This window comes from Rugamonas fusca, assembly GCF_014042365.1.
GTDB lineage: Bacteria > Pseudomonadota > Gammaproteobacteria > Burkholderiales > Burkholderiaceae_D > Rugamonas > Rugamonas fusca.
Genome location: NZ_JACEZS010000001.1, coordinates 468,244 through 488,846, shown reverse-complemented (window position 1 = coordinate 488,846; position 20,603 = coordinate 468,244). Strand labels below are relative to the sequence as shown.

Genomic DNA, 20,603 nt, shown 5'->3' with positions numbered 1-20,603 from the left:
GCCGGCCCGGTGCTGCCGCGCCACTCGCCTACGCGATCCCGGCCCGGTCCCATGGCGGCGTGCCCTGGAAGTGCTGGGCCAGGAAATCAATCATCACGCGCACCTTCGCGCTCAGGTGCCGCCGGCTCGGATAGACTGCCAGCACGTCGATTCCGGGGACGCTATACTCGGGCAGCACCCGCACCAAGCGCCCGGCACGCACGTCGGCGCCGACCAGGAACGTGGGCTGGCAGATGATGCCCATGCCGCCCAACGCGGCGATCCGCGCTGTATCACCATTGTTGGTGTGCATGGCGCAGCGCACCTTGACCGTTTGCGGCCGGCCCGTCGCGTCAAGCAATTGCCATTGATCGGCCATGGCCGCGTAACTGTAGCCTATGCATTGGTGCTGCTGCAGCTCGGCCGGCGTGGCCGGCGCGCCGGCGCGCCGCAGGTAGTCCGGCGAGGCGCACAGCAGATTGTGGGAGGTGGCCAGCTTGCGCGCCGCGTGCGTGCCGGATCCCGCGCCTGAAATGCGGATCGCCAGGTCATAGCCTTCCTCAACGATGTCGACCACGCGGTCTATCAACGCCACTTCGAGTGCGACATCCGGAAATTGCTGATGAAACAGGGGCCACAAAGGCGCCAGTTGCAGCACGCCAAAACTGAGCGGCGCGTTGATGCGCAACAGGCCGTGTGGCCGCAGGGTGGCCGCCGTGACGACCGCTTCCGCCTCGGCCACGTCGTCGATGATGGACCTGGCGCGCTCGTAGAGCGCCTCGCCGCTGGCGGTGAGTGACATCTTGCGTGAACTGCGGTTGAGCAGGCGGGTGCACAGGTGCGCTTCCAGGTCGCTGATATAGCGCGTGACGTTGGCGGGCGAGGTATCGAGCGCCTCGGCGGCGCGCGCAAAGCCTTCGCGGCGCACGACTTCGACAAACACTTCCAGGGCCCGCAATCGGTCCATACGCCTGCTCCAGTTCACAAATGCCACACCATGGCGCCGATGACGACGCCTTGCCATGCTGAAGTATAGAGGACAGGGGGAGCGCGCCGTCTTCCGGCGGCATCAGGGCAGGGCGGTCAGTGTAGCGCGTAGGGGGTGTTGGCCGCGCCCTTGAGCAGGCGCAAGCTGCCGATCTCGCCGATATGGGTGGCGCCGCTCAGCGTCTCGCCGTCGGCGTACACCTCGCTCAGGCCCCGTGCCGCCTGCACATCACCGCCGCGGGCGGCCTGCTTGAGCAAGCGCATGCCTTCGCCCTGCCGGGCCGGATTGGACAGATAGCGCAGCGCCAGTTCACGCTGCGCCACCGGGGAACCCAGCGCAGCCCATTCCTCCAGCCGGCGGCTGGCTGCACCGTCGGCGCCCGGCCCCATGGACCGCACGGCCTGTTCAACCACGGTCGGCGACGGGATGGCGTCCTCGTTGGCCTGGCGGGCGATCAGCGCCCCTACCAGTACCAGTGCCGATGCCACCAACAATCCCGACTTGTTGAATAAATCCATGGATGACTACCTTTTGATCGAAGCGAACGCCGTGCGGCCCATCGCTGAACGTTGAACACGATGCGGTGCACAATTATACCCTACCGGAAACTAATTGACTAATGCACAATGTTCCAATTATGCAAAATCGACGCGCCCGCCAGGCCGCTTCCGGCCTGGCCAGTGCAATTTGGGCATACTAGCATGAACGGCAAGCGCCATCCGCGTGCCAGCGCCAGTTCGCTGTAACAAGTGTAACCGAGTGTTAAGTCCTTATTTTCCGTCACTATTGTTGCGGCTTTTTGGCAACGCAGCATGAGGGCGGCGAATAAGGGCGCTGGGCCAGCTCAGGGCCGGCCCCGGTCACTGGCGTGGGCGGCCAGCCAGTCGCCAGCCTGGTCCAGCACCTGCCGGTAGGCGTCTTCCACGGCGGCAAACAGAGCAGGAATGTCGGCCATGCGCTGTTCCGCCAGCGCCAGTTCCAGCGCCAGCGAAGCCGTCACCAGGCGCCTGGCGCCCAGGCTGCCCACCGAACCGCGCAGGGCGTGGAAGATGCGGCCCGCGTCGGCCAGCCGGCCCTCGGCGATGGCTTGGTGCGCTTGCAGCAAAGGCGTCATCGCCGGCGCGCAGGCGTCACGGACAATCTTGGTGACCACGGCACGCGCCTTGTCGTCGTCGCCCATGTATTTGAGCAGGGTATCGACGGAAAACACGGTGTCGGTCGAACCGGGGGGAACCAGGGCGGACATACGATACTCCGAAGCAAAAGGCTAAGCAGCGCCTATCATACTCTGTCTGACAGCGCGTTGTCAGTGCGTCTGCCAGCGGGGCACGGTGGCGTCGCAGCCGGCCGGGGCGCTCGCGCATGGCCAGCGCGCGGGATCGTAGGCGATGGCGCGGAAGCGGTCAAGCTGGCCCGAGGCGCGCATCTTGCGCAGCACGTCGGCCAACTGCAAGGCCAGTTTTTCATGGCCCTTGGTCAGGTAGCCGTAGGTGGGGGCCCGCTCCAGGATACCCGCGCTATAGATGCCGCTGCCGCGAAAAGCGTCCGATTGCAACATGGGCTGCAGCATTTCCTCCGTATCCACGTACAGGTCGGTGCGCCCCAGCAGCAGCTTGCGCAAACCCTGTTCGGCCCCGCCCACCGCGCTCAGGCTATCGCCCGGCAACACCGCTTCCAGCCGCTGCCGCACCACCACGTAGCCATTACGGTATTCGACCCGGTAACTGGTCCCCCGCAAGCTGTCCCAGCCCTGGACCTTGATGCCGGGCTTGTGGGCGTAGGCGGCGGCCGTCAGGTACAGCACCGGTTCCTCCACGCGGATCAGCGACGGTTGCATGCGGCCATAGTCGTAGCCGCGCACCAATTCGCCATCGACATTACCGGCCAGTGCCTCGACGCTGGCGCGCATGGCCGGCAGGACGCGGATCTGCAGCGGAATGTTGAGCTGGCGAAAAGCTTCCGTGTAGATCATGGTCAGCAACATTCCCGCGCCGGGACCATGCTGATCCCACGTGCCGGCCAGCACGATGGGGCGCGGCACCTGTGTCCAGCCCGTCACCGGCGCCAGCAGGGCGGTGAGCGAGAGCGCGGCGGCGGCGAGTTTCATGAGGAGGCAAGCGGTGAACGGGGGCAAAGCCGATTCTACCGTAAAAGCGGCACGGCATTCGCCAACCGGGCCAGCCGCTCGACACGACACGGCTATTGCTTGACCAGGTCGATCTGCCAGTAGCCGTTCTTGCCATCGGTCTTGTGGTCGAGGATGGCCTGGGGCAATTGCACACCCAGGCTGGCCACCCGCTGCGGATCGATCAGCACGGTCGGATTTTCCTGGCGCAGGATAGGCAACACATCCGGTTTCACGCGCCGCTTCAGGATCTTGGCCGCCTGTACGCCGGCCAGGCTGCCCACCAGGCCGAAATCGGCGCCCACGTACAGGGCCGCGCCCGGCACGCGCACCATGGCCAGCGTCACAACGGGAATCTTGTGCTCGGTGCCGAAATTGCCCAAGTCGACGGCCGCCTCGTAGTGGCGCAAACCGTAGTAGGTGTCCAGCGGCACGGCGTACATCTGCACGCCCTTGCCATCGTCGTACAGTTCCTTCAGCGAAGGAATGATGCTATCCGTCTTGGCCACCAGGCGCGACGCCACGCTCATGCGCATGGCGCGGGCGCTGGCGGCGGCGGCGGCCACGTTGGCCACGCCGTTCTCATCGTCGGTGTGGATCATGCCGATCCGGCTCACGTGGGGGAAGATGTCATGCACCACCTTGAGCGAATGGCCCATGTCCGCGTACAGCGTGGAACCGGTGGCGCCAGGGCCGGCGTCCTCCAGCGACAGGCAACCGACGTCCTCCGGATTGGCGACGGCAGTAAATACCAGCGGGATGTGGGCGTCGGCCAGCATGCCGCGGGCGAACTTGGTGGCCGGGGTGCCGATGGTCAGCACCAGGTCCGGCTTGGCCGCGACGATGCGGGCCGCTTCCTGGCGGATACGCATCAGCACGCCGAGGCGGCTCCAGAAGCCGCCGTTCTCGATGTCGAAATCAATCTTGACCCGGTTCACTTCGAGGTTCTTGCCCACCACCACGTCGTTACGTTGCAGCGCCGACAGGAAACCGGCATAGGCTTCCTGATACGGTTCGATATCCGTCACTTGCAACACTTCCACCCGGAAAGTATGGGTATCCTCCATGGTTTCCAGCGGCAGGGGTTCGAAGGCGAGGGCGGAACGGCTGAGCAGGCTCAGCGCGAAGACGAGGACGGCGTAGGTTTTTTGCATTGTCGATGGCTAGCTGGGCAAGGTCGGATAGTCGGAACGGCCAACGGCAGCGCCACGCTCACAGGCGGGCGCGCGCGTCGTGCATGACGCCAATTAGACCAGAAGGGCATGTAACTTCGGCAATAAATCGCTAGCCTTGGCGAGCCAAATTGCTCACTCTCGGGGCCAGCGCGGCTGGTTCAGGGCTGGTGGCCCGCCTCGCCTGGATAGCTGGACCAGCGGGCCATGGCGTCCAGGTCGAGGTGAAAGCTGGCCAGGGAGGCCTGCCAAGCCGGGTCGCCGGCCAGCGCATCGATGGCCTGGTCGAGCGCACCGAGCAGCGCCGGATGGGCCCGGCCGACAAGGATGTGGCGCGTAAAGCACTGCAAAGGCCGTGGCGCCACGTGCAACATGGGCGCCAGCGCGTGTTCGGCCACCGCGTAGCTGTAGATGGTGTAGGGCACCACGGTCAGGTCCAGCCGGCCCCGGGCCACCTTCTGCAAGCCGCTCAGCTCGTCCTGGCTATCCTCCCGCACCAGTTTGCCGGCGCTGGCCAGCGCATCCACGGTGCTGTAGCGGTAGCCACGCACCCCGCCAAAGCGCCTGCCTTCCAGCGAGGCCGGGCCTTGGTAATCAAGCGGCGCCTCCTTGCTCGAGATGACGAGGTTACAGTCAGTGAACAAGGGCTTGGACCACAGGAAGCGGGTGCGGGCTGCGTCATCGACAAAGCGGGGATGAAGGAACAGCACAGCGCCCGCGAACGCGCTGCCTTTACTAAGCTCGCTCAAATCGAGCCGTATGCGCGGGATCTGGCGCAACGACAGGTAGTAGCGGGGCGCCAGCTTGTCGTTGAGCCGGTCCACCAGCGCGCGCGCCAGTCCGCGCCCATGTCATTCCAGCCCGTACCTGGCCAGCACGGCTTTCCATGCCGGGTCCGCCTTCATGCCGGCGACGACGCCATCGAGTTGCTTGGCCAGGGCCGCGTTGTCTTTGGCGACGAACAGGTGGCGGTCAAATTCCAGGTGGGTCTTGCCGGAGGTGTAGAGATTGCTGTGCTCGGCATTCTGCTTGCCCATTTGCTTCATCAGGTAACGGAAGGTGCTGTTGGCCATGATGGTGACGTCGATCTTGCCCGCCGCGACCTTCTTGATGTTGGACAGTTCCTCATTGACTTCCTCCTTCTGGATATCCTTGCCAAAGCGATCCTCCAGGCCCAGGTAGCGGTTGCCGCGCACAGCGCCGAACTTCAAGCCTTTCAACGAGTCCGGGCCGGCGTATTCCAGCTTGCGGCTGGCCAGGCTGACGACGGCGTTCGAATCATGCATCATCGGTTGCGTCCACAGATACCGGGTCTTGGCCGCGTCATCGACAAATGGCGGGCTCAGGAACAGCACGGCGCCCTTGAAGCCGGCGTCGCCCAGCACCGTCTTGTTGAGCGTCTCACGCGGTATCTGGGTCAGCTTGAACTGGTATTTCCCTTTCAGCTTGTTGTTCAGGTAGCCGACCAGGTCGGCGGCCAGGCCGCCATCGCCCACCACGAACGGCACGGCCTGATAGGTGTTGTAGGCAGGGACCATTTCCTCGGCAGACAGGGCGGCGCCAGACAGCAGGAGGGCGAACAGGAAGGCGGGCGATTTCGGCATGACGTCTCCTCAAGTAAGGTGGGCATGGGGCAGCTGGGCGTTTCGGAGGCGCCCAGATTGTTGCCCCAGATCACAAAATATAGCATGGCGCGCTGCACCGGGGAGACGGCGTGACCCGCGCCATATGGTTTTGCAACAGCTCAGGCGGGCAGGGGGGCCGGGGTCTTGCTGGCGTACATGGCGTTGTCGGCGTGGCGCAACAGTTGCTGCGTATCGGCGCCATGTTCCGGGTAGTGGGCCACGCCGATGCTGGCCTCGATGCGCAGGCTGCCCCGTTCGGCCAGCGGCACGGGCTCGGCCAGCGCCTGGTGGATCTTGTCGCGGACCACCAGCGCATGCTCGGACGAGCCCACGTTTTCCAGGATCACGACGAATTCGTCGCCGCCGATGCGGGCCACGGTGTCGCTCTCGCGCACGCAAGCCTGGAGGCGCCACGCCACTTCCTTGAGCAACAGGTCGCCGCTGTCGTGGCCGTATTCGTCATTGACCCGCTTGAATTTGTCGAGGTCGATGAACAACAGCGACAGCCGGTTCTGCTGCCGCTGGGCACGCGCGAACGCCGTTTCCAGCCGGTCATGGAACAGGCGCCGGTTGGGCAGGCGGGTCAGTTCATCGTGCTGGGCCATGAAACGCAGTTGCGCATGCATGCGCTTGCGCTGGATCGCCGTGGCCACCTGGGTCGACACGAACAGCAGCAGGTCACGCTCGGCATCCGTGTAGGCATGTTCGCGCGGGCCTTGCAGCATCAGCACCCCGATCGGCCCCTGCGAGCTGGTCAGGGGCACGCCCAGCCAGCTCACGGGGGCCAGGCCGGCCGCCGCGCGCAGTGGTTCCGGCAGGCTGGCCAGCGTGGCCGGGGCCAGCAACAACGGCCGGGCCTGGCGCCGCACTTCCTCGCCCATCAGGCGCGCCAGCAGGCTTTGGGGCAGCGGGCCTTGCTGGTCGGCATGGTAGGCGAAGCGTAGCTGGCCGCCGCACTCATCGTCGAGCGCCACGGCCAGGCAGGCCGCCGGCAGCAGGCCGCCGATCACCTGGTGGATGTGCTGGAACAGCTGGGGCAGGTCGTCGGTCGCGTGGGCCGCCTCGGAAATGGCGTACAGGGCGGCCCGTGTCGCCTCGGCCTGCTTGGCGGCGGTGATGTCGCGCGCCACGGCCACCCGCAACTGGTGCTGTTCCGACCAGCGGGCCGACCACAGGATGTGCACCAGCGTGCCATCCTTGCGCAGGTAGCGGTTCTCGAAATGCCGATTGGGCTCGCCGGCCATGATGTCGCGCGCGGCCGCCAGCGTGCGTGCACGGTCCTCCGGCGCCACCATGTCGATCATCACGCGGCCCTGCATTTCCTCCGGCGTGTAGCCGAAGATACGTTCGCAGGCGGCGCTGGCGAACACGAACCGCCCGGCTGCATCGACCATGCAAACGGCGTCCAGCAACAGATCGGCGAAATTGGCGACGGGGGCGGGGAAGAATTTTTCCATATAGCAAGTTTAGTCGGCGCGGCATGGCAATGGTACTTACTGTACTACCAAGTGGCCCGTGCACAAAGGACAACCGCGCCTAGGGATGGCCCTGTGCATCGTATTCGCCGCACAAGGCCAGCATGGCGGCGCGTACCGGCGCACTGATGCGGGCGGCATCGCGCCATGCCGTACCAGCAGGCTGGAACACGGCGCCCACCGTGAGCGCCAGTTCGGCCCGGCGGGGTAGCCAGCTGCCGTCGCGCAAGGCGGCACGCGTGCCACGCAGGCCGGCCACCACCAGCGGACTGGCGGCCCGCGCCGCGGCCATGAAGCCACCGAGATGGAAGGCCCGCAAGCCAGCCGCCCGTTCGAACGTACCCTCTGGAAACACCAGCAAGTTGTCGCCACGCGCCAGCACGGCCGCCATGGCCGCCACATCGTCGGCCGAGCGGCGCACGTCGGCCCGCTCCACGAAGATGGCGCCCAGCCCCGTCAACACGGCGCGTACCAGCGCGTGGCGACGCAATTCCTGCTTGGCCGCAAACACATAGCCCGGCCGGTCCGGCAGCAAGGCCGTCAGCACGAAGGTGTCGAGGTAGCTGGCGTGATTGACCAGCAACACGTGCGGCTGGCGCGGCAGTCGCTCCAGCCCGTCCACGGCGATGGACGTGGCCGTCAGCCGCAACAGGCAACGTGCGGCCAGGTGGGCGATGCGCCGCCCCAGGGCCGGGCGCTGCAGCAGCGCGATGAGCAGGCCGGCCGGCGTGGCCAGCGCGGCCAGCACGGCCCAGGCGTAGGCGCCGAACGCCCACGCGCCGGCCACGCGCAGCGCCAGCGTCACCCGGGCGCGGGCCGCGGCCAGCCGCAACCGCGCCATTGGATGGGCATGGAAGGCCGCGCCCTGGCCCGCCTCATACCACTGGCGGCAGGCCAGCCGGCGGATCTTGCCGCTGGAGGTCTTCAACACGGCATGGGGACTGGCCAGGATGATCTCGTCAGGCGGTACGCCGATCACGTCCAGCGCCAGCTGCTGGAGCTGTGTCCGCAGCGCGGCGCGCGCGGCCGGGTCCTGGCTGCCGGTCTCGGCCATGATGATCAGGCGTTCGCTGCCGCTGGCCGGGTCGGCGCTGGCGAACACGGCCACGCAGCCGCGCCGGATGCCGGGCACCTCACCAATGGCCTGTTCGAGGTCATAGGGATAGATATTGCGGCCGCCACGCTTGATCAAGTCCTTGCTGCGGCCGGTGATGAACAGCTCGCCCTCCATGGTGCAGCCGAAGTCGCCCGTATCGAGCCAGCCGCCGTGGCACAGCCTGGCCGTCGCCTGCGGATTGCGATAATAGCCGGCCGTGGCGGACGGGCCGCGAAATTCCACGCGCCCGACCTGGCGATCGGGCAGCTCGCGCCCCAGCTCGTCCGCGATGCGCAGCTGGTGGCCCGGCAAGGGTAGCCCGCAGGACACGAGCGTGAGCGTGTCATCCTGGCCCGGCCCGGCCGGCAGGCAGCGACCGGCCTCCACGAAGCCGGCGCGCGCAACCACTTCCAGGCGCGGGCCGCGCATCAGCGGCGGGAAGGCCAGGCCGACCGAGGACTCTGCCAGTCCATAGACGGGTGTCATGGCCTGCGGTGACAGGCCGCAAGCGCCAAACTGGCGCGTGAAGCCGGTCACCGTGTCCACGCTGACCGGCTCGGCCCCATTCAATGCCAGGCGCCAGGACGACAGGTCCAGCCCCCGCATGGTGTCGGCGCCCACATGGCGCAGGCACAGCGCGTAAGCGAAATTGGGCGCGGCCGAGATGGTGCCACGATGGCGGCTGATCAATTGCAGCCACAGCGCGGGGCGGGCCAGGAACGCTTGCGGCGACATCAGCACCAGCGGGATACCATGGTAGAGCGAGCCGAACCAGGCGCCGATCAGGCCCATGTCATGGTAGAGCGGCAGCCAGGAAACAAACACGTCCCCGGCCGTTACCCCGCACGCCTGGCCCAGCGCGCGGATATTGGCCAGCAGGTTGGCATGGGTCAGCATCACGCCTTTCGGGTCGCCCGTGCTGCCGGAGGTGTACTGCAGGAACGCGATGTCGCTGGCGGCGGCCCGGAATGGCAGCGGCGTGGCTGGCCGCCGCAATTCGGCCGGCAGCAGGATGGCCCGCAAGCCCGGCACGCTGGCCTGCAGGATGCGGGCCAGCGCCTTGGCCGGCGCCACGGTGACGATGAAGGTGGCTTGCGCGTTGGCCAGGATGCGCGCGTGGCGCGCCAGGTGGTCCTCCAGCTGGGCCTGCCGCGCGGGCGGATAGATCGGCACGGGGATGCCACCGGCCAGCATCACGCCGAAGAAGCTGGCCAGGTAATCGGCGCCGGTTGGCAGCATCAGGGCGACGCTCTGGCGCGGCAGCAGGCCACGTTCGACCAGGCCGGTCGCGATCTCGCGCGCCGCTTCCAGCAAGTCACGGTAACGGAGCCGGTGCTCGTCGTGGCGGTCGTCATGCAGGACGATGTGGGTGCGCTCGGGCTGGTGCGCCACGTGCCATGCGAGCACGTCCAGCAAGGTGGCCGCCTGGTCGGGCAGGCCCGCCGCGCTGCCCTGGTGCAGGTCGATGACGGTGGCCGGCGGCGCGCCGGCGCCGCCGGCCTGGTCCAGCAGGCGCAGCAATTGGGCCGCGTTGTCCGTCGCCGACAAGGCCGAGGCGGGCAGCTCGATGTGAAACGCTGCGCTCACCCGCTGCAACAATTCCACGCGCGCCAGGCTGTCGAAGCCCAGCTCCCGCTCGAAGGAGCTGGTGAGCGTGACCGGGGTGACGTGCCGGGGATGGACTTCCGCCGCGAACTGCCCGATCAGCGCCAGCAGGCGCTCGCCCGGGTCGCCGGCCTGGGGCGCGCTGTCAGCCATGTGGCCACCGCACGGGCCGGTGTCGCGCCGGCCGGATCACGCCGGGCGCGTGGATACATTGATGATCTTGCATCAGACCTCCCGCGGGCCGCCAGCGTTGAGGATGCGCCAGCAATCACCCCTGCATCATACGCGCGTGGCGCCGTCGGGTGGGGACAGCCGGTCAATGGGCGAGCGCGCGCGCCGAGGCGCCGCTCGCCACCTGACCCAGCGCGGCCGTATCACGCAGGGTGACGACGCGCCCGTCCACCGCGATCATGCCGAAGTCCCTGAGCTGCGACAGCTGCCGGCTGACGCTCTCGGCCGTCAAGCCCAGGAACTGGGCGATATGCTTGCGCTCCATGGTCAGGCGAAAGCACGATGGCGAATAGCCCCGTTCCTTGAAGCGGGCCGACAGGTTGATGAGGAAAGCGGCCACGCGCTGGATCGCCAGCGTGTGGTACAGCGCCAGGCCGTTCACCTGCTCCTCGGACAACAATTTGCCGAAACGCTCGTATAGCAGCGTCACCTGGGCCGGATCGAGGCGGCAGCTTATTTCGCACACTTCCGTATCCTCCAGCGCCACCACGGTGCAGCCGTGGCGCTTGAAGCCGATGCTCTCCAGGCCCGCGTAGTCGCCACTCATGAGGAAACGGTTGATGTTCTTGCGCCCCATGGAATCGACCCGCATCGACATCATGCTGCCGCAACGCACGACGAAATAGCTGTTGTCCGTCTGGTCGCCAGCCATAAACAAGGTCTCACCGCGCAGCACGCGTGTGCGTTGCCTGATCAACTGGCGAAGCGGCGCCTGCCCGTCATCTGTCATGGGCAGGCAGGCGGCCTTGCTCTTGCATGCCGCGCAAAGATCATTTGTTCCCTCGCCAGTCCGCAGTGCGGGTGAAATCAGAGTATTCATGGATGCAACCTCAAGGTATGCGCGCGGCAACGCCAGGTGCCACAGCGCGTGGCTATCGTCTACGATCGAACAGATATCGGGTGGGTGGTCGGCGCGCTGGCGCGCGCTGACGGATGCGGGCGTCAGCAGGACGGGGCATCCTCGCCAGGATTTGGGGCGTTGCGTCGCTAGCGACCGCGTTGAGGGTGGGGCGGTGCTATTCCGTACACATTGTAATATTACCAGCACTAACGGTGACTGAAATTTACAGCGAACTTGCACGGACGTAGTGTTGAAACAACAGCATCAAGGTCCGCTTCCGCTGGCCGGCTTGACCCCGCAAGGCCTTAATGCAGGCCCGCCGGGCAGGGCGCGGCCGCGTGCTCGAGCGCATGGAGCAGGCCGGCGGGGGTGTAACCATCCGTGACGAGGAAGCGGGGCAGGGCCAGCATCGCATCGCTGCCCGAGATCATCCGATTGCCCAATGAAAAGGCGGCCGTGTAGCCGGCCGCGCGGGCCGCGTCGCGCAGCGTGGCGTCCTCGATGCCGTAGGGCCAGGCCAGATAACGCACGGACACACCCAGCCGTTCCTCGAGCACGACGCGCGCGCGTTCAAGTTGCATGTGGACCAGGGCCGCATAGTCGTTGTCGGACAGGCGCCGGCGCTCGGTGTGGAAATTGGGATGCCAGTACGTATGGGACTGGACGGTGACCAGCGGGTGACGGGACAGGGCGCCCAGTTGCTCCCACGTCATCGCGTAGTCCGCGCGCGAAATGGCCGAGGGATAGATGAACAGGGTGACGGGGAGCGCCAGCCGGGTAAGCACGGGCAGCAATTGCGTATAGACGGAGGCATGGCCATCATCGACCGTGATGGCCAGCGCCTTGTCGGGCAAGCTGGCCTGGCCGCGCACGCCATCGACGAGCGCGGCCAGCGTGACAGTCTGATACCCCCGTTCGCGCAACAGTCTGATCTGTTGCTCGAAATTTTCCGTGCGCACCATCATGCTGTCGTCCGCGCGCGGGCCGAAGCGGTGATAGGCCAGCACGGCACACGTTCCGGCGCGCGCATGGGGGCCGGCCAGCAGCACGCACGACGCGGCAAGCGCCAGGAGCAGGCAGTGCGATGCCTTGAAAACATGGTCTGTATGTGGCCGTTCCATCATATCCCTGATCGCAAGCAAAGGTTCCGTTGGCTCAGATAATGCCCGTCGCGTAGCGGTCTTGTCCATCACGCCGCGCAAGCGGGGACGAGTGAGCGGCCAGGGGTTCTTTCTCGACGTTTTGATCTGGGTCATACAAATTGCACACACCGGCACCTAAAATGGCCTGCATCCGAGCCACAACCTGGAGCCGCGATGCCAGGCCAGCGACCGCGCGTCTTCATGGCGCGCAATCTTTGCAAGATCTATCGCACCGGCGAGCTGGAAGTCCATGCCCTGCGCGCGCTGTCGCTCGACATCGGCGAAGGGGAGTTCATCGTCCTGCTGGGGCCATCGGGCAGCGGCAAATCCACGTTGCTCAACATCCTGGGTGGGCTTGACACCCCCACCAGCGGCGAGGCGTGGTGGCGCGACCACGCGCTGGCCGCCGCCAGCGAGGCCGAGCTGACGCGCTACCGCCGCGAGCACGTGGGCTTCGTGTTCCAGTTCTATAACCTGATCTCCAGCCTGACCTTGCGCGAGAACGTGGCGCTGGTGACCGACATCGCCGAGCATCCCATGCCACCCGACGAAGCGCTGGCCCTGGTGGGCCTGGGCGACCGGGCCGACAATTTTCCATCCCAGATTTCCGGCGGCGAACAGCAGCGGGTGGCCGTTGCGCGCGCCATCGCCAAGCGGCCCGACGTGCTGCTGTGCGATGAGCCTACGGGCGCGCTCGACGTCGACACGGGCCGGCTGGTGCTGGAGCTGATCGCGCGCATCAACCGCGACCTGGGCACCACCGTGGTAGTCATCACCCACAACGCCGTGATCGCCAGGATGGCCGACCGGGTGCTGCACATGACCAACGGCGCCATCGCCAGCATCGAATCGAACACCAGCCGCTGCGCGGCCGCGGAGCTGTCGTGGTGAGGGCGCTCGACCGCAAGCTGCTGCGCGACCTGGCCGCCATGCCCGGCCAGGCCTGCACCATCGCGCTGGTGGTGGCGGCCGGCGTGGGGGCCTTTGTGGCCCAGTTGTCCACCTACCATTCGCTGGTGGCGACGCGGGCCGATTATTACCAGCAAGCGCGCTTCGCCGACGTGTTCGCCGACCTCAAGCGCGCGCCGACGGCCCTGCAGGCGCGCGTGGCCGAATTGCCGGGCGTGGCCCAGGCCGACGCGACCGTGAAGTTCGATGTGTCGATCGACTTGCCGGACGCGCATGAGCCGCTGGTGGGCCGCATGATAGGACTGGAAGGAGCCATCCAGCCTGGCTTGAACCGCCTTACGCTGCGCATGGGCCGCTGGCCCTTGCCCACGGAGACAGGCGCCGTGCTGGTGTCGGAAGGCTTCGCGCTGGCCCGCAAGCTGGGCCCGGGCAGCGCATTGACGGCCGTGTTGAATGGCCGCCACCAGGTCTTGCAGGTGGTGGGCGTGGTGCTGTCGCCCGAATACGTGTTCGCCAGCCTGGGCGGAGCCTTGCCCGATGACCGTGGCTTTGGCGTGTTCTGGATGGAGCGCCACCAGCTGGCGTCGGCGTTTGGCATGGACGGCGCGTTCAACCACCTGAACCTCAAGCTGGCGCCCGGCGCCAGCGCGCCCGCCGCCATCGACGCGCTCGACCGCCTGCTGGCGCCCTACGGCGGCTATGGCGCCATCGGCCGGGATGACCAGATGTCGCACCGGATGCTGAGCCAGGAAATCGGGCAGCAACGCACCATGGCGCATGTATTCCCCGCGATCTTCCTGGCGGTGGCGGCGTTCCTGCTGCACGTGGTGCTGTCGCGCCAGGTAGCCGCGCAACGGCCCGAGATCGCCGCGCTCAAGGCCGTCGGCTATGCCGACCATGTGATCGCCCTGCATTTCCTCAAGCTGGCCGGCGTGATCGTGGTGGCCGGCATCGTCGCGGGCTTCGCATTGGGGGCATGGCTGGGCCACCAGATGACCGGCATGTACACGGAGTTCTTCCATTTCCCCACTTTGGCCTTCCAGGTGGCGCCGTGGATACCCATCGCGGCGGCCGCCGTGAGCCTGGCGGCCGGTATCGGCGGGACGATGACGGCGGTGCGCGCCGTGGTCCGCTTGCCGCCGGCCGAAGCGCTGCGGCCACCGTTGCCGCCACGCTTTGGCCACGGCCTGTTCGAGCGCTCCGGCCTCGCGCGGCGGCTGCCGCCGCAGGCCCGCATGGTCGCCCGCACGCTGCAGCGCAACGCCGTACGCTCCGGCATGACCTGCATCGGCGTGGGCTGCAGCGTGGCCGTCATCGTTTCGGGCACCTTCTGGCGCGATTCGCTGGACCATTTGATCGACGTGCAATTTCACCAGGCCGAACGGGGCGACGTGACTCTCACGTTCGCGGAACCGGCGCCCGGCGGCGTGCTGGCGGAGGTGGCGCGGCTGCCGGGCGTGCTGGAGGCCGAGCCGCTGCGGGCGCTGCCCGTGCGGCTGCGGGCCGGCCCGCACCAATATCTGGGCAGCGTGTTGGGCATGGCCCCCGACGCGCGCCTGCGCCGACTGCTCGACGCCCGTCAGCGTCCCGTCGCGCTGCCGCCCGAGGGCGTGCTGCTGGGCGACCGGCTGGCCAGCCGGCTGCACGTCGTGGCCGGCGACCCGCTGGAGATCGATGTCCTGGAGGGCCAGCGCGTCCAGCGCACGCTGCCGGTGGCGGGCATCGTCAACGACATGTTCGGCCTGACGGCGTACATGGACCTGTCGGCCATGCGGCGCATGCTCAATGAGCAGGACAGCGTATCGGCCGTGGTGCTCAACAACAGGGGAGGGATGACGGCGGCCCTGATGGCCGCGCTGAAGGCCATGCCACGGGTTGCGACCGTGTCCGACAAGCGGGCCGCGCTGGTCACGTTTGAACGCACATCGGCCCGTAACATGCTGGTGTTCACCTCCATCATCACCGGCTTTGCCGTGGCCCTGACGGTGGGCGTGGTGTACAACAGCGCCCGGGTATCGCTGGCTGAACGGGCGTGGGAGCTGGCCAGCCTGCGCGTGCTGGGCTTCACGCGGGCCGAAGTATCGGGCCTGCTGCTGGGGGAAATGGCGGCGCAGATGCTGGTCGCCATTCCGCTGGGGCTGTGGCTGGGCTATCTGCTGTCGGCCACGCTGGTGCGGCTGATGGCGACCGAGACGTTCGCCCTGCCGCTGGTGATCCACGCGCGCACCTATGCCTACGCGGCCGGTGCCACGGCGCTGGCCGCCGCCGCCAGTGCCCTGATCGTGCGGCTGCGCGTGGACCGCCTCGACCTGATCGCCGTATTGAAGACCCGGGAGTGACGATGCGACGCGCCCTGACCATCTTGCTCGCGTTCCTGATCCTGGCCGGCCTGCTGGTCTGGTCGCTCGCGCCGCGCCCGGTGACGGTGCAGGTGGCCAGTATCACGCGCGGGCCGTTTGAACAGACGATCGATGAAGAGGGCAAGACGCGGGTGCGCGAACGCTACGTGGTATCGGCGCCGCTGGCGGGCCGGGTCGCGCGCTCCGGCTACAAGCCGGGCGACACGGTGGCAGCGGGGCAGGCGCTGGCCGTGCTGACGCCACTGGCGCCAGCGCTGATCGATGCCCGCACGCAGCAGCAACTGGCTGAGCGCGTGGGTGGCGCGGAAGCGGCGCGGGCGAGGGCGCAGGCCGGCATGGCGCGTGCCCAGGCCGCGCTGCGCAAGAGCGAATCCGACCTGGCGCGGGTACAGAAACTGTCGAAGGAAGGTTTCCTCTCGCCGGCCCAGCTGGAACAGGCGGACCTCGACCTGCAGCTGGCGCGGCGGGACCTGGACGCCACGCGCCAGGCCGTGCACGTGGCAGACCACGATCTGGCCACGGCCCGCGCCGCGCTGCAGCTCTCGCGCGGCGGCACGCCGGGCGAAACGTGGACGGTGCGGGCGCCCGTCGCCGGCACCGTGCTCAAGGTCCTGCAGGAGAGCGAAGGCAGCGTCATCCTGGGCACGCCGCTGGTGGAGCTGGGCAACCCGTCCGACATTGAAATCGTCGCCAACGTGCTGTCGGCTGATGCGGTCCGGATCCAGCCCGGCAGCGCGGTGCGCATCGAGCGCTGGGGCGGCCCCCGGTCCTTGCCGGGACGGGTGCGCCGCGTTGAGCCATCGGCATTCACCAAAGTGTCCGCGCTCGGCGTGGAGGAGCAGCGGGTGAACCTGGTGATCGACCTTGTTTCCGCCGCCGACGAGTCGAACGGCTTGCGCGACGGCTTCCGCGTCGAAGTGCGGGTGGTGGTGCGCAGCGAAGCCGACGCGCTGCGCGTGCCCGTGGGCGCCTTGTTCCGCCAGGGCGAGGACTGGGCTGTGTATGTGGTCGATGGCGGCCGCGCGCGGCTGCGCGCAGTGCGGCCGGGGCTGCGCAACGCGCGTGAAGCCATGGTGCTGCAGGGCTTGAAAGCAGGGGAGACGGTGGTCCTGTACCCGCCCGATACCCTGGCCGATGGCGTGCGCGTGAGGGCCAGCGCCGAACCGCGGCCAACAAATTGAATGCTGGCTGGCCGCGGCGTGCGCGCAGCGTCAGGCGCGCGGGCGCTGCCGGTGGAAGGTCAGGGGGCTGTAGGGCACGTTCGATGGCGGCGGCGAGGCCAGAATACCCGGCTTCATGGCGCCCACCACATGCATCTCGCACGGCTTGCAGTCGAAGCGCAGCGTATAGCGCTCATCGCCGCTGACCAGCGTCATCGGCTCGGCCCGGACCTGGCCCTGCACACCCTGCACACCCTTGGCCTGCTTGGGGCAGAGATTGAACGAGAAGCGCAGGCAGTGCTTGGTGATCATCAGCGGCACTTCGCCCGCTTCCTCATGGGCTTCGTAGGCGGCGGCAATCATCTGCACGCCATGTTTTGTGTAGAAGGCGCGCGCTTTTTCATTGTAGACGTTGGCCAGATAGCTCAGCTGCGTATCGGGATACACGGCCGGCGGTTCGTCCGGCGTCTTGCGCTCCGGACGCTGCCAGGCCGCCAGGCGGGCCGCCTCGTGGGCCGCGATGGCGTCGCGCCGCAGCGCATTGATGGCCGACGACGGCACGAACCACGGCTGCGACAGCGACAATGCGATGCTATCCACTTCGAACATGGTGTTACCGAGCTTGCCCAGGCTGGCGTGCAGCGCCGCTTCGGCCTGGTCCGCATGTTGCGCCGGTTGCAGCGCCATGGCCGCATGCGTGCTGCTGGTGATGCCGTCTTCATCGCGCAACGTGAGGCGCAGGCCGTCGCCGTCCTCGCTCAGCGCCAGTTGCAGGGCGACCTTGCGCTCGGAGGATTTCTTTTGCAGCGACGCTTCCCAGTGGTGGTCGCGATTGCGCATGACGGAGGCGCCAGCCTTCAGGCCGGGCAGCTCGCGCATCTGCTCATTGGGGAACACGCGCCACAATTCGCCCTCCGTGCTGTCGCCCAGCTTCTTGACGACATTGGCCTGGACGCCCACCACTTCACGTTTGTTCATGTAGTTCAGGCCATCGCCATTGGCCATGGGCGCGTTCGTCACCAGGTCGAAATGGTCGGTGCCGAGGCGGCTGACAATGCCCAGCTCAACGCCCACGTACTTGGGCGAATCGAAGGCGCCGATCTCGTCCTGACGGCCATTGGCGAAGTAGTCGGTGTGGCCGCGATGGAAGGTCTTGTCCACGTCCGGCGTAAACAGCACGCGGGTATGGCCGCTGGAGGCGCGACTCAATTCGGGGCGGCGTTCGAGGATTTCATCGAGCAGCAGCCGGTAGTGGGCGGTGATGTTTTTCACATAGCCCATATCCTTGTAGCGGCCTTCGATCTTGAAGGAACGGATGCCGGCGTCGACCAGCGCTTCCAGGTTGGCGCTCTGGTCGTTGTCCTTCATCGACAGCAGGTGCTTTTCGTAGGCGACCACGCGGCCCTTGCTGTCGCTCAGCGTGTAGGGCAGGCGGCAGGCCTGGGAACAGTCGCCGCGGTTGGCGCTGCGGCCCGTGTCGGCGTGCGAGATATAGCACTGGCCGGAGAACGCCACGCACAGCGCGCCGTGGATGAAATATTCGAGTGGCGTATCGACTTCCGCGCGGATCTTGCGGATCTGTTCGATCGTCAGTTCGCGTGCCAGCACCAGCTGCGAAAAACCGGAGGCGCCGAGGAATTTGGCTTTTTCCACGGTGCGGATGTCGCACTGCGTGCTCGCGTGCAGTTGGATCGGAGGCAGGTCCATTTCCAGCAGGCCCATGTCCTGGATGATCAGCGCATCGACGCCGGCGTCGTACAACTGCCAGATCTGCTTGCGCGCTGCCTCCAGCTCCGCGTCGTGCAGGATGGTGTTGATGGTGACGAAAATGCGCGAGCGGAATTTATGGGCGAATTCGACCAGCGACGAGATGTCTTCGATCGGGTTGCTGGCGTTATGCCGCGCGCCAAATGCGGGGCCGCCAATGTAGACCGCGTCGGCACCATGCAAGATGGCTTCTCGGCCGATCTCGGCGGTTTTGGCGGGCGACAGCAGTTCAATTTGGTGGTCGAGCAGGGACATGGCGGCATTCTCACAAACGAAGGCCGAAATTTTAGCAAAATCAAGCGCTTAAGTCACCGTTTCACGAAGCAATTCATTCCGTCGTGGAGTAGGGGGCACCGGATGGGACGACAATTTCTGGTTGGCGCGTCATTGAAATTGGTCGGAAGGGTCGACATGGCGCCCCTGGAGGGGGCGAAAGACGCGTCTTAGCGTGGGCCGGGCTGGCGCTTCGTGGCGTCCTTTTGTGCCTCGCGGTCGGAAAAGAAGCCTGGCGATCCAACGACCGCCATCCGCAGAAAGGGCGCGGCGAAGCAGCGCCGTCGCAGGCGCGGTCTTTTGACCCATTTCACGCCAGCGGCGGGGCCGGTCAACACCCGCATGCGCATTCTTGCCAGATATATTGGGTATGGCGGAAATATATTTTGACCCGTCAATTGTGAATTCGCGCGGTCAAATGTGCCGTCGCTGCCCACGATGGCGAAGAATGTTTCCGATTACACCACACTTTCGCGGCATGGGCATTCAAACGTTGGCCAGGAGGATAAACTTTCAATTTCCACGTCATAATTGCTTTGCACACATGCCCTTTTAAAAAAAAGAAAAATTCTTACTTTGATAAGCTGAATTGCCTTTTTGGCGAGCTCGACAAGTTTGCTTATAACCATAAGCAAAAGTAAATATTCTTTTAGGGGTAAATTATGAAACTGAAATTCATTGCTGCAAGTGTGCTCGCGTTCGCCGCCTTCGGTGCCAACGCGGCCAACCAGTCGTTCTCCATCGTTCCCGGTGTCACGTTCGACTTCAACGGCCTGGCCCTGGCAGGCGATGGCTTGCTGTCGGGAGGCGCCGACGTGATCACCTTTGGCGGGCTCGCGACCGGCGCCTATGGAGCCGTGCTGTCCTACAGCGGCAACTACGTGGACATCACTTCCGCCTCGCTCAATGGCATGACGCCGAACGCACTGATTGCCGGGACAAAAACCAGCCTGGGCAGCTTTGACATTATCGGCCTGTCACCGTTTACGCTGACGTTGAACGGCGTCGCCGGCGCATCGCCACTGGCAGCGTATTCCGGCCACATCACCGTCACGGCCGTACCGGAACCGTCCGGCTATCTGCTGATGATGCTGGGCCTGGGCCTGCTGGGTCTGACCATCTCGCGCAAAATGCCGAAGCAGAAGTTCGAATAAGAAAAAACGGGCAGCAAGCATCCATCTGGCTGCCCAACCGTACGCGCGCCTTGCCGCGTTACGTCATCCCGCCCCCCGCCATACAAGTTCGGCTCGGCGTTCATTGCGCCCACCTCCGGTTGACCCGACAGAATTCCCTGGTATTCGCTCAGCGTCGCGCCGATGGTGATCTGGTCGGTGCCGATGTCGAAGAAGCGGATATCCTTGCTGTGGTCGCTGCCACGTACCTTGATCACGGAAATCACCCGTTTGAGCTGTCCCGCCAGTTCCACATAGCGATGCATGACGATCGCGTCAACCAGGAAGGCGTTGCCGTAGGTACTGAAACGCAGCGCCGAGTACTGGTCTTCCAGCTCGGCCGTCATCAGCACGGTGACGCCCAAGCCCGTCAACACAGCCACCAGACGGTAAAGCGATTCACGGAAGTCTTCGCGAAACACCGACGCCAGCGTCAACTCCAAACCGGCCAGCGAATCGATCACCACGCGGGTGGCCTTGGTGCGCTCGATCAGGCTGACCGTCCCCAGCGCAGACCAGCAGGCCGTGCGCACGCGGTTGGAGGAGGCGGGCGGGCAGGCGCACTGGCGCTGGACTTGCCATCTGTTACGCGGGGTGGCCTGGCCGCTGCCCATACAGACAGCGCTGATCGAAAGGTGGCAGGCACCGTCCAACGTAGGCGTTGCGTCTTGTAGGGCAGGGCA

17 protein-coding genes are annotated in these 20,603 nt (G+C 66.3%); 4 read left to right on the top strand and 13 right to left on the bottom strand.

The window, feature by feature from the left end; genetic code table 11:
• Positions 1–28: 28 nt before the first annotated feature.
• The 11 genes from H3H36_RS02050 to H3H36_RS02000 form a co-directional block, all read right to left on the bottom strand.
• Complete coding sequence (locus H3H36_RS02050) at positions 29–946, bottom strand: LysR family transcriptional regulator (RefSeq protein WP_182213417.1); 918 nt, start codon at positions 944–946, stop codon at positions 29–31.
• A gap of 116 nt (positions 947–1,062) precedes the next feature.
• The gene (locus H3H36_RS02045; RefSeq protein WP_182213415.1) at positions 1,063–1,485 is read right to left on the bottom strand and encodes a hypothetical protein; all 423 of its coding nucleotides are present in this window, start codon (positions 1,483–1,485) and stop codon (positions 1,063–1,065) included.
• A gap of 326 nt (positions 1,486–1,811) precedes the next feature.
• Positions 1,812–2,213, bottom strand: coding sequence for an Hpt domain-containing protein (locus H3H36_RS02040; protein ID WP_182213413.1), 402 nt, complete (start codon positions 2,211–2,213; stop codon positions 1,812–1,814).
• Positions 2,214–2,273: 60 nt separating this feature from the next.
• Positions 2,274–3,074, bottom strand: coding sequence for a transporter substrate-binding domain-containing protein (locus tag H3H36_RS02035; RefSeq protein ID WP_182213411.1), 801 nt, complete (start codon positions 3,072–3,074; stop codon positions 2,274–2,276).
• A 92-nt stretch (positions 3,075–3,166) separates the two neighbouring features.
• A complete protein-coding gene (locus H3H36_RS02030; protein WP_182213409.1) occupies positions 3,167–4,246 on the bottom strand; it encodes an ABC transporter substrate-binding protein in 1,080 nt (359 codons plus the stop codon).
• Positions 4,247–4,425: 179 nt separating this feature from the next.
• Positions 4,426–5,088, bottom strand: coding sequence for a substrate-binding periplasmic protein (locus H3H36_RS02025; RefSeq protein ID WP_182213407.1), 663 nt, complete (start codon positions 5,086–5,088; stop codon positions 4,426–4,428).
• Between the two features lie 27 nt (positions 5,089–5,115).
• A complete protein-coding gene (locus tag H3H36_RS02020) occupies positions 5,116–5,868 on the bottom strand; it encodes a substrate-binding periplasmic protein (protein WP_182213405.1) in 753 nt (250 codons plus the stop codon).
• Positions 5,869–6,008: 140 nt separating this feature from the next.
• A complete protein-coding gene (locus H3H36_RS02015; protein WP_182213402.1) occupies positions 6,009–7,346 on the bottom strand; it encodes a sensor domain-containing protein in 1,338 nt (445 codons plus the stop codon).
• Positions 7,347–7,425: 79 nt separating this feature from the next.
• Positions 7,426–10,218 (bottom strand): AMP-binding protein, encoded by a 2,793-nt coding sequence (locus H3H36_RS02010; protein ID WP_182213393.1) that lies wholly within the window; start codon positions 10,216–10,218, stop codon positions 7,426–7,428.
• 163 nt (positions 10,219–10,381) lie between these two features.
• Positions 10,382–11,026, bottom strand: coding sequence for a helix-turn-helix domain-containing protein (locus tag H3H36_RS02005; RefSeq protein WP_255461761.1), 645 nt, complete (start codon positions 11,024–11,026; stop codon positions 10,382–10,384).
• Between the two features lie 416 nt (positions 11,027–11,442).
• Positions 11,443–12,144, bottom strand: a complete 702-nt coding sequence (locus H3H36_RS02000; protein WP_182213388.1) for a polysaccharide deacetylase family protein — start codon at positions 12,142–12,144, stop codon at positions 11,443–11,445.
• Between the two features lie 336 nt (positions 12,145–12,480).
• Between H3H36_RS02000 and H3H36_RS01995 the strand changes: the two genes are divergently transcribed.
• The 3 genes from H3H36_RS01995 to H3H36_RS01985 are packed head-to-tail and all read left to right on the top strand — an operon-like array spanning position 12,481 to position 16,729.
• Complete coding sequence (locus H3H36_RS01995; protein WP_229219658.1) at positions 12,481–13,170, top strand: ABC transporter ATP-binding protein; 690 nt, start codon at positions 12,481–12,483, stop codon at positions 13,168–13,170.
• Positions 13,164–15,527: an ABC transporter permease gene (locus H3H36_RS27425; RefSeq protein WP_182213383.1), complete on the top strand. Its 2,364-nt coding sequence runs from the start codon at positions 13,164–13,166 to the stop codon at positions 15,525–15,527. The genes H3H36_RS01995 and H3H36_RS27425 overlap by 7 nt, the downstream gene beginning before the upstream one ends.
• A 2-nt stretch (positions 15,528–15,529) precedes the next feature.
• Positions 15,530–16,729 (top strand): efflux RND transporter periplasmic adaptor subunit, encoded by a 1,200-nt coding sequence (locus tag H3H36_RS01985; protein ID WP_182213380.1) that lies wholly within the window; start codon positions 15,530–15,532, stop codon positions 16,727–16,729.
• 30 nt (positions 16,730–16,759) lie between these two features.
• Here H3H36_RS01985 and H3H36_RS01980 read toward each other — a convergent pair whose 3' ends face one another.
• A complete protein-coding gene (locus H3H36_RS01980; RefSeq protein ID WP_182213378.1) occupies positions 16,760–18,730 on the bottom strand; it encodes a peptidase U32 family protein in 1,971 nt (656 codons plus the stop codon).
• 680 nt (positions 18,731–19,410) lie between these two features.
• Here H3H36_RS01980 and H3H36_RS01975 point away from each other — a divergent pair.
• A complete protein-coding gene (locus H3H36_RS01975; RefSeq protein WP_182213376.1) occupies positions 19,411–19,902 on the top strand; it encodes an FxDxF family PEP-CTERM protein in 492 nt (163 codons plus the stop codon).
• On the opposite strand, the gene H3H36_RS01970 is transcribed toward H3H36_RS01975, so the two are convergent.
• Positions 19,824–20,534 carry an RAD55 family ATPase gene (locus H3H36_RS01970; protein ID WP_182213374.1) on the bottom strand — a complete coding sequence of 237 codons (711 nt, stop codon included), beginning with the start codon at positions 20,532–20,534 and terminating at the stop codon, positions 19,824–19,826. The genes H3H36_RS01975 and H3H36_RS01970 overlap by 79 nt on opposite strands.
• Positions 20,535–20,603: the final 69 nt, after the last annotated feature.

What these genes read in the sequence shown, in the direction of transcription:
- H3H36_RS02035 (WP_182213411.1), bottom strand. Translation starts at nt 3,074, where the DNA reads ATGAAACTCGCCGCCGCCGCGCTCTCGCTCACCGCCCTGCTGGCGCCG.
- H3H36_RS01975 (WP_182213376.1), top strand. Translation starts at nt 19,411, where the DNA reads ATGAAACTGAAATTCATTGCTGCAAGTGTGCTCGCGTTCGCCGCCTTC.
- H3H36_RS02045 (WP_182213415.1), bottom strand. Translation starts at nt 1,485, where the DNA reads ATGGATTTATTCAACAAGTCGGGATTGTTGGTGGCATCGGCACTGGTA.
- H3H36_RS02040 (WP_182213413.1), bottom strand. Translation starts at nt 2,213, where the DNA reads ATGTCCGCCCTGGTTCCCCCCGGTTCGACCGACACCGTGTTTTCCGTC.
- H3H36_RS02010 (WP_182213393.1), bottom strand. Translation starts at nt 10,218, where the DNA reads ATGGCTGACAGCGCGCCCCAGGCCGGCGACCCGGGCGAGCGCCTGCTG.
- H3H36_RS01995 (WP_229219658.1), top strand. Translation starts at nt 12,481, where the DNA reads ATGGCGCGCAATCTTTGCAAGATCTATCGCACCGGCGAGCTGGAAGTC.
- H3H36_RS02005 (WP_255461761.1), bottom strand. Translation starts at nt 11,026, where the DNA reads ATGACAGATGACGGGCAGGCGCCGCTTCGCCAGTTGATCAGGCAACGC.
- H3H36_RS01970 (WP_182213374.1), bottom strand. Translation starts at nt 20,534, where the DNA reads ATGGGCAGCGGCCAGGCCACCCCGCGTAACAGATGGCAAGTCCAGCGC.
- H3H36_RS02020 (WP_182213405.1), bottom strand. Translation starts at nt 5,868, where the DNA reads ATGCCGAAATCGCCCGCCTTCCTGTTCGCCCTCCTGCTGTCTGGCGCC.
- H3H36_RS02050 (WP_182213417.1), bottom strand. Translation starts at nt 946, where the DNA reads ATGGACCGATTGCGGGCCCTGGAAGTGTTTGTCGAAGTCGTGCGCCGC.
- H3H36_RS02030 (WP_182213409.1), bottom strand. Translation starts at nt 4,246, where the DNA reads ATGCAAAAAACCTACGCCGTCCTCGTCTTCGCGCTGAGCCTGCTCAGC.
- H3H36_RS01980 (WP_182213378.1), bottom strand. Translation starts at nt 18,730, where the DNA reads ATGTCCCTGCTCGACCACCAAATTGAACTGCTGTCGCCCGCCAAAACC.
- H3H36_RS01985 (WP_182213380.1), top strand. Translation starts at nt 15,530, where the DNA reads ATGCGACGCGCCCTGACCATCTTGCTCGCGTTCCTGATCCTGGCCGGC.
- H3H36_RS02015 (WP_182213402.1), bottom strand. Translation starts at nt 7,346, where the DNA reads ATGGAAAAATTCTTCCCCGCCCCCGTCGCCAATTTCGCCGATCTGTTG.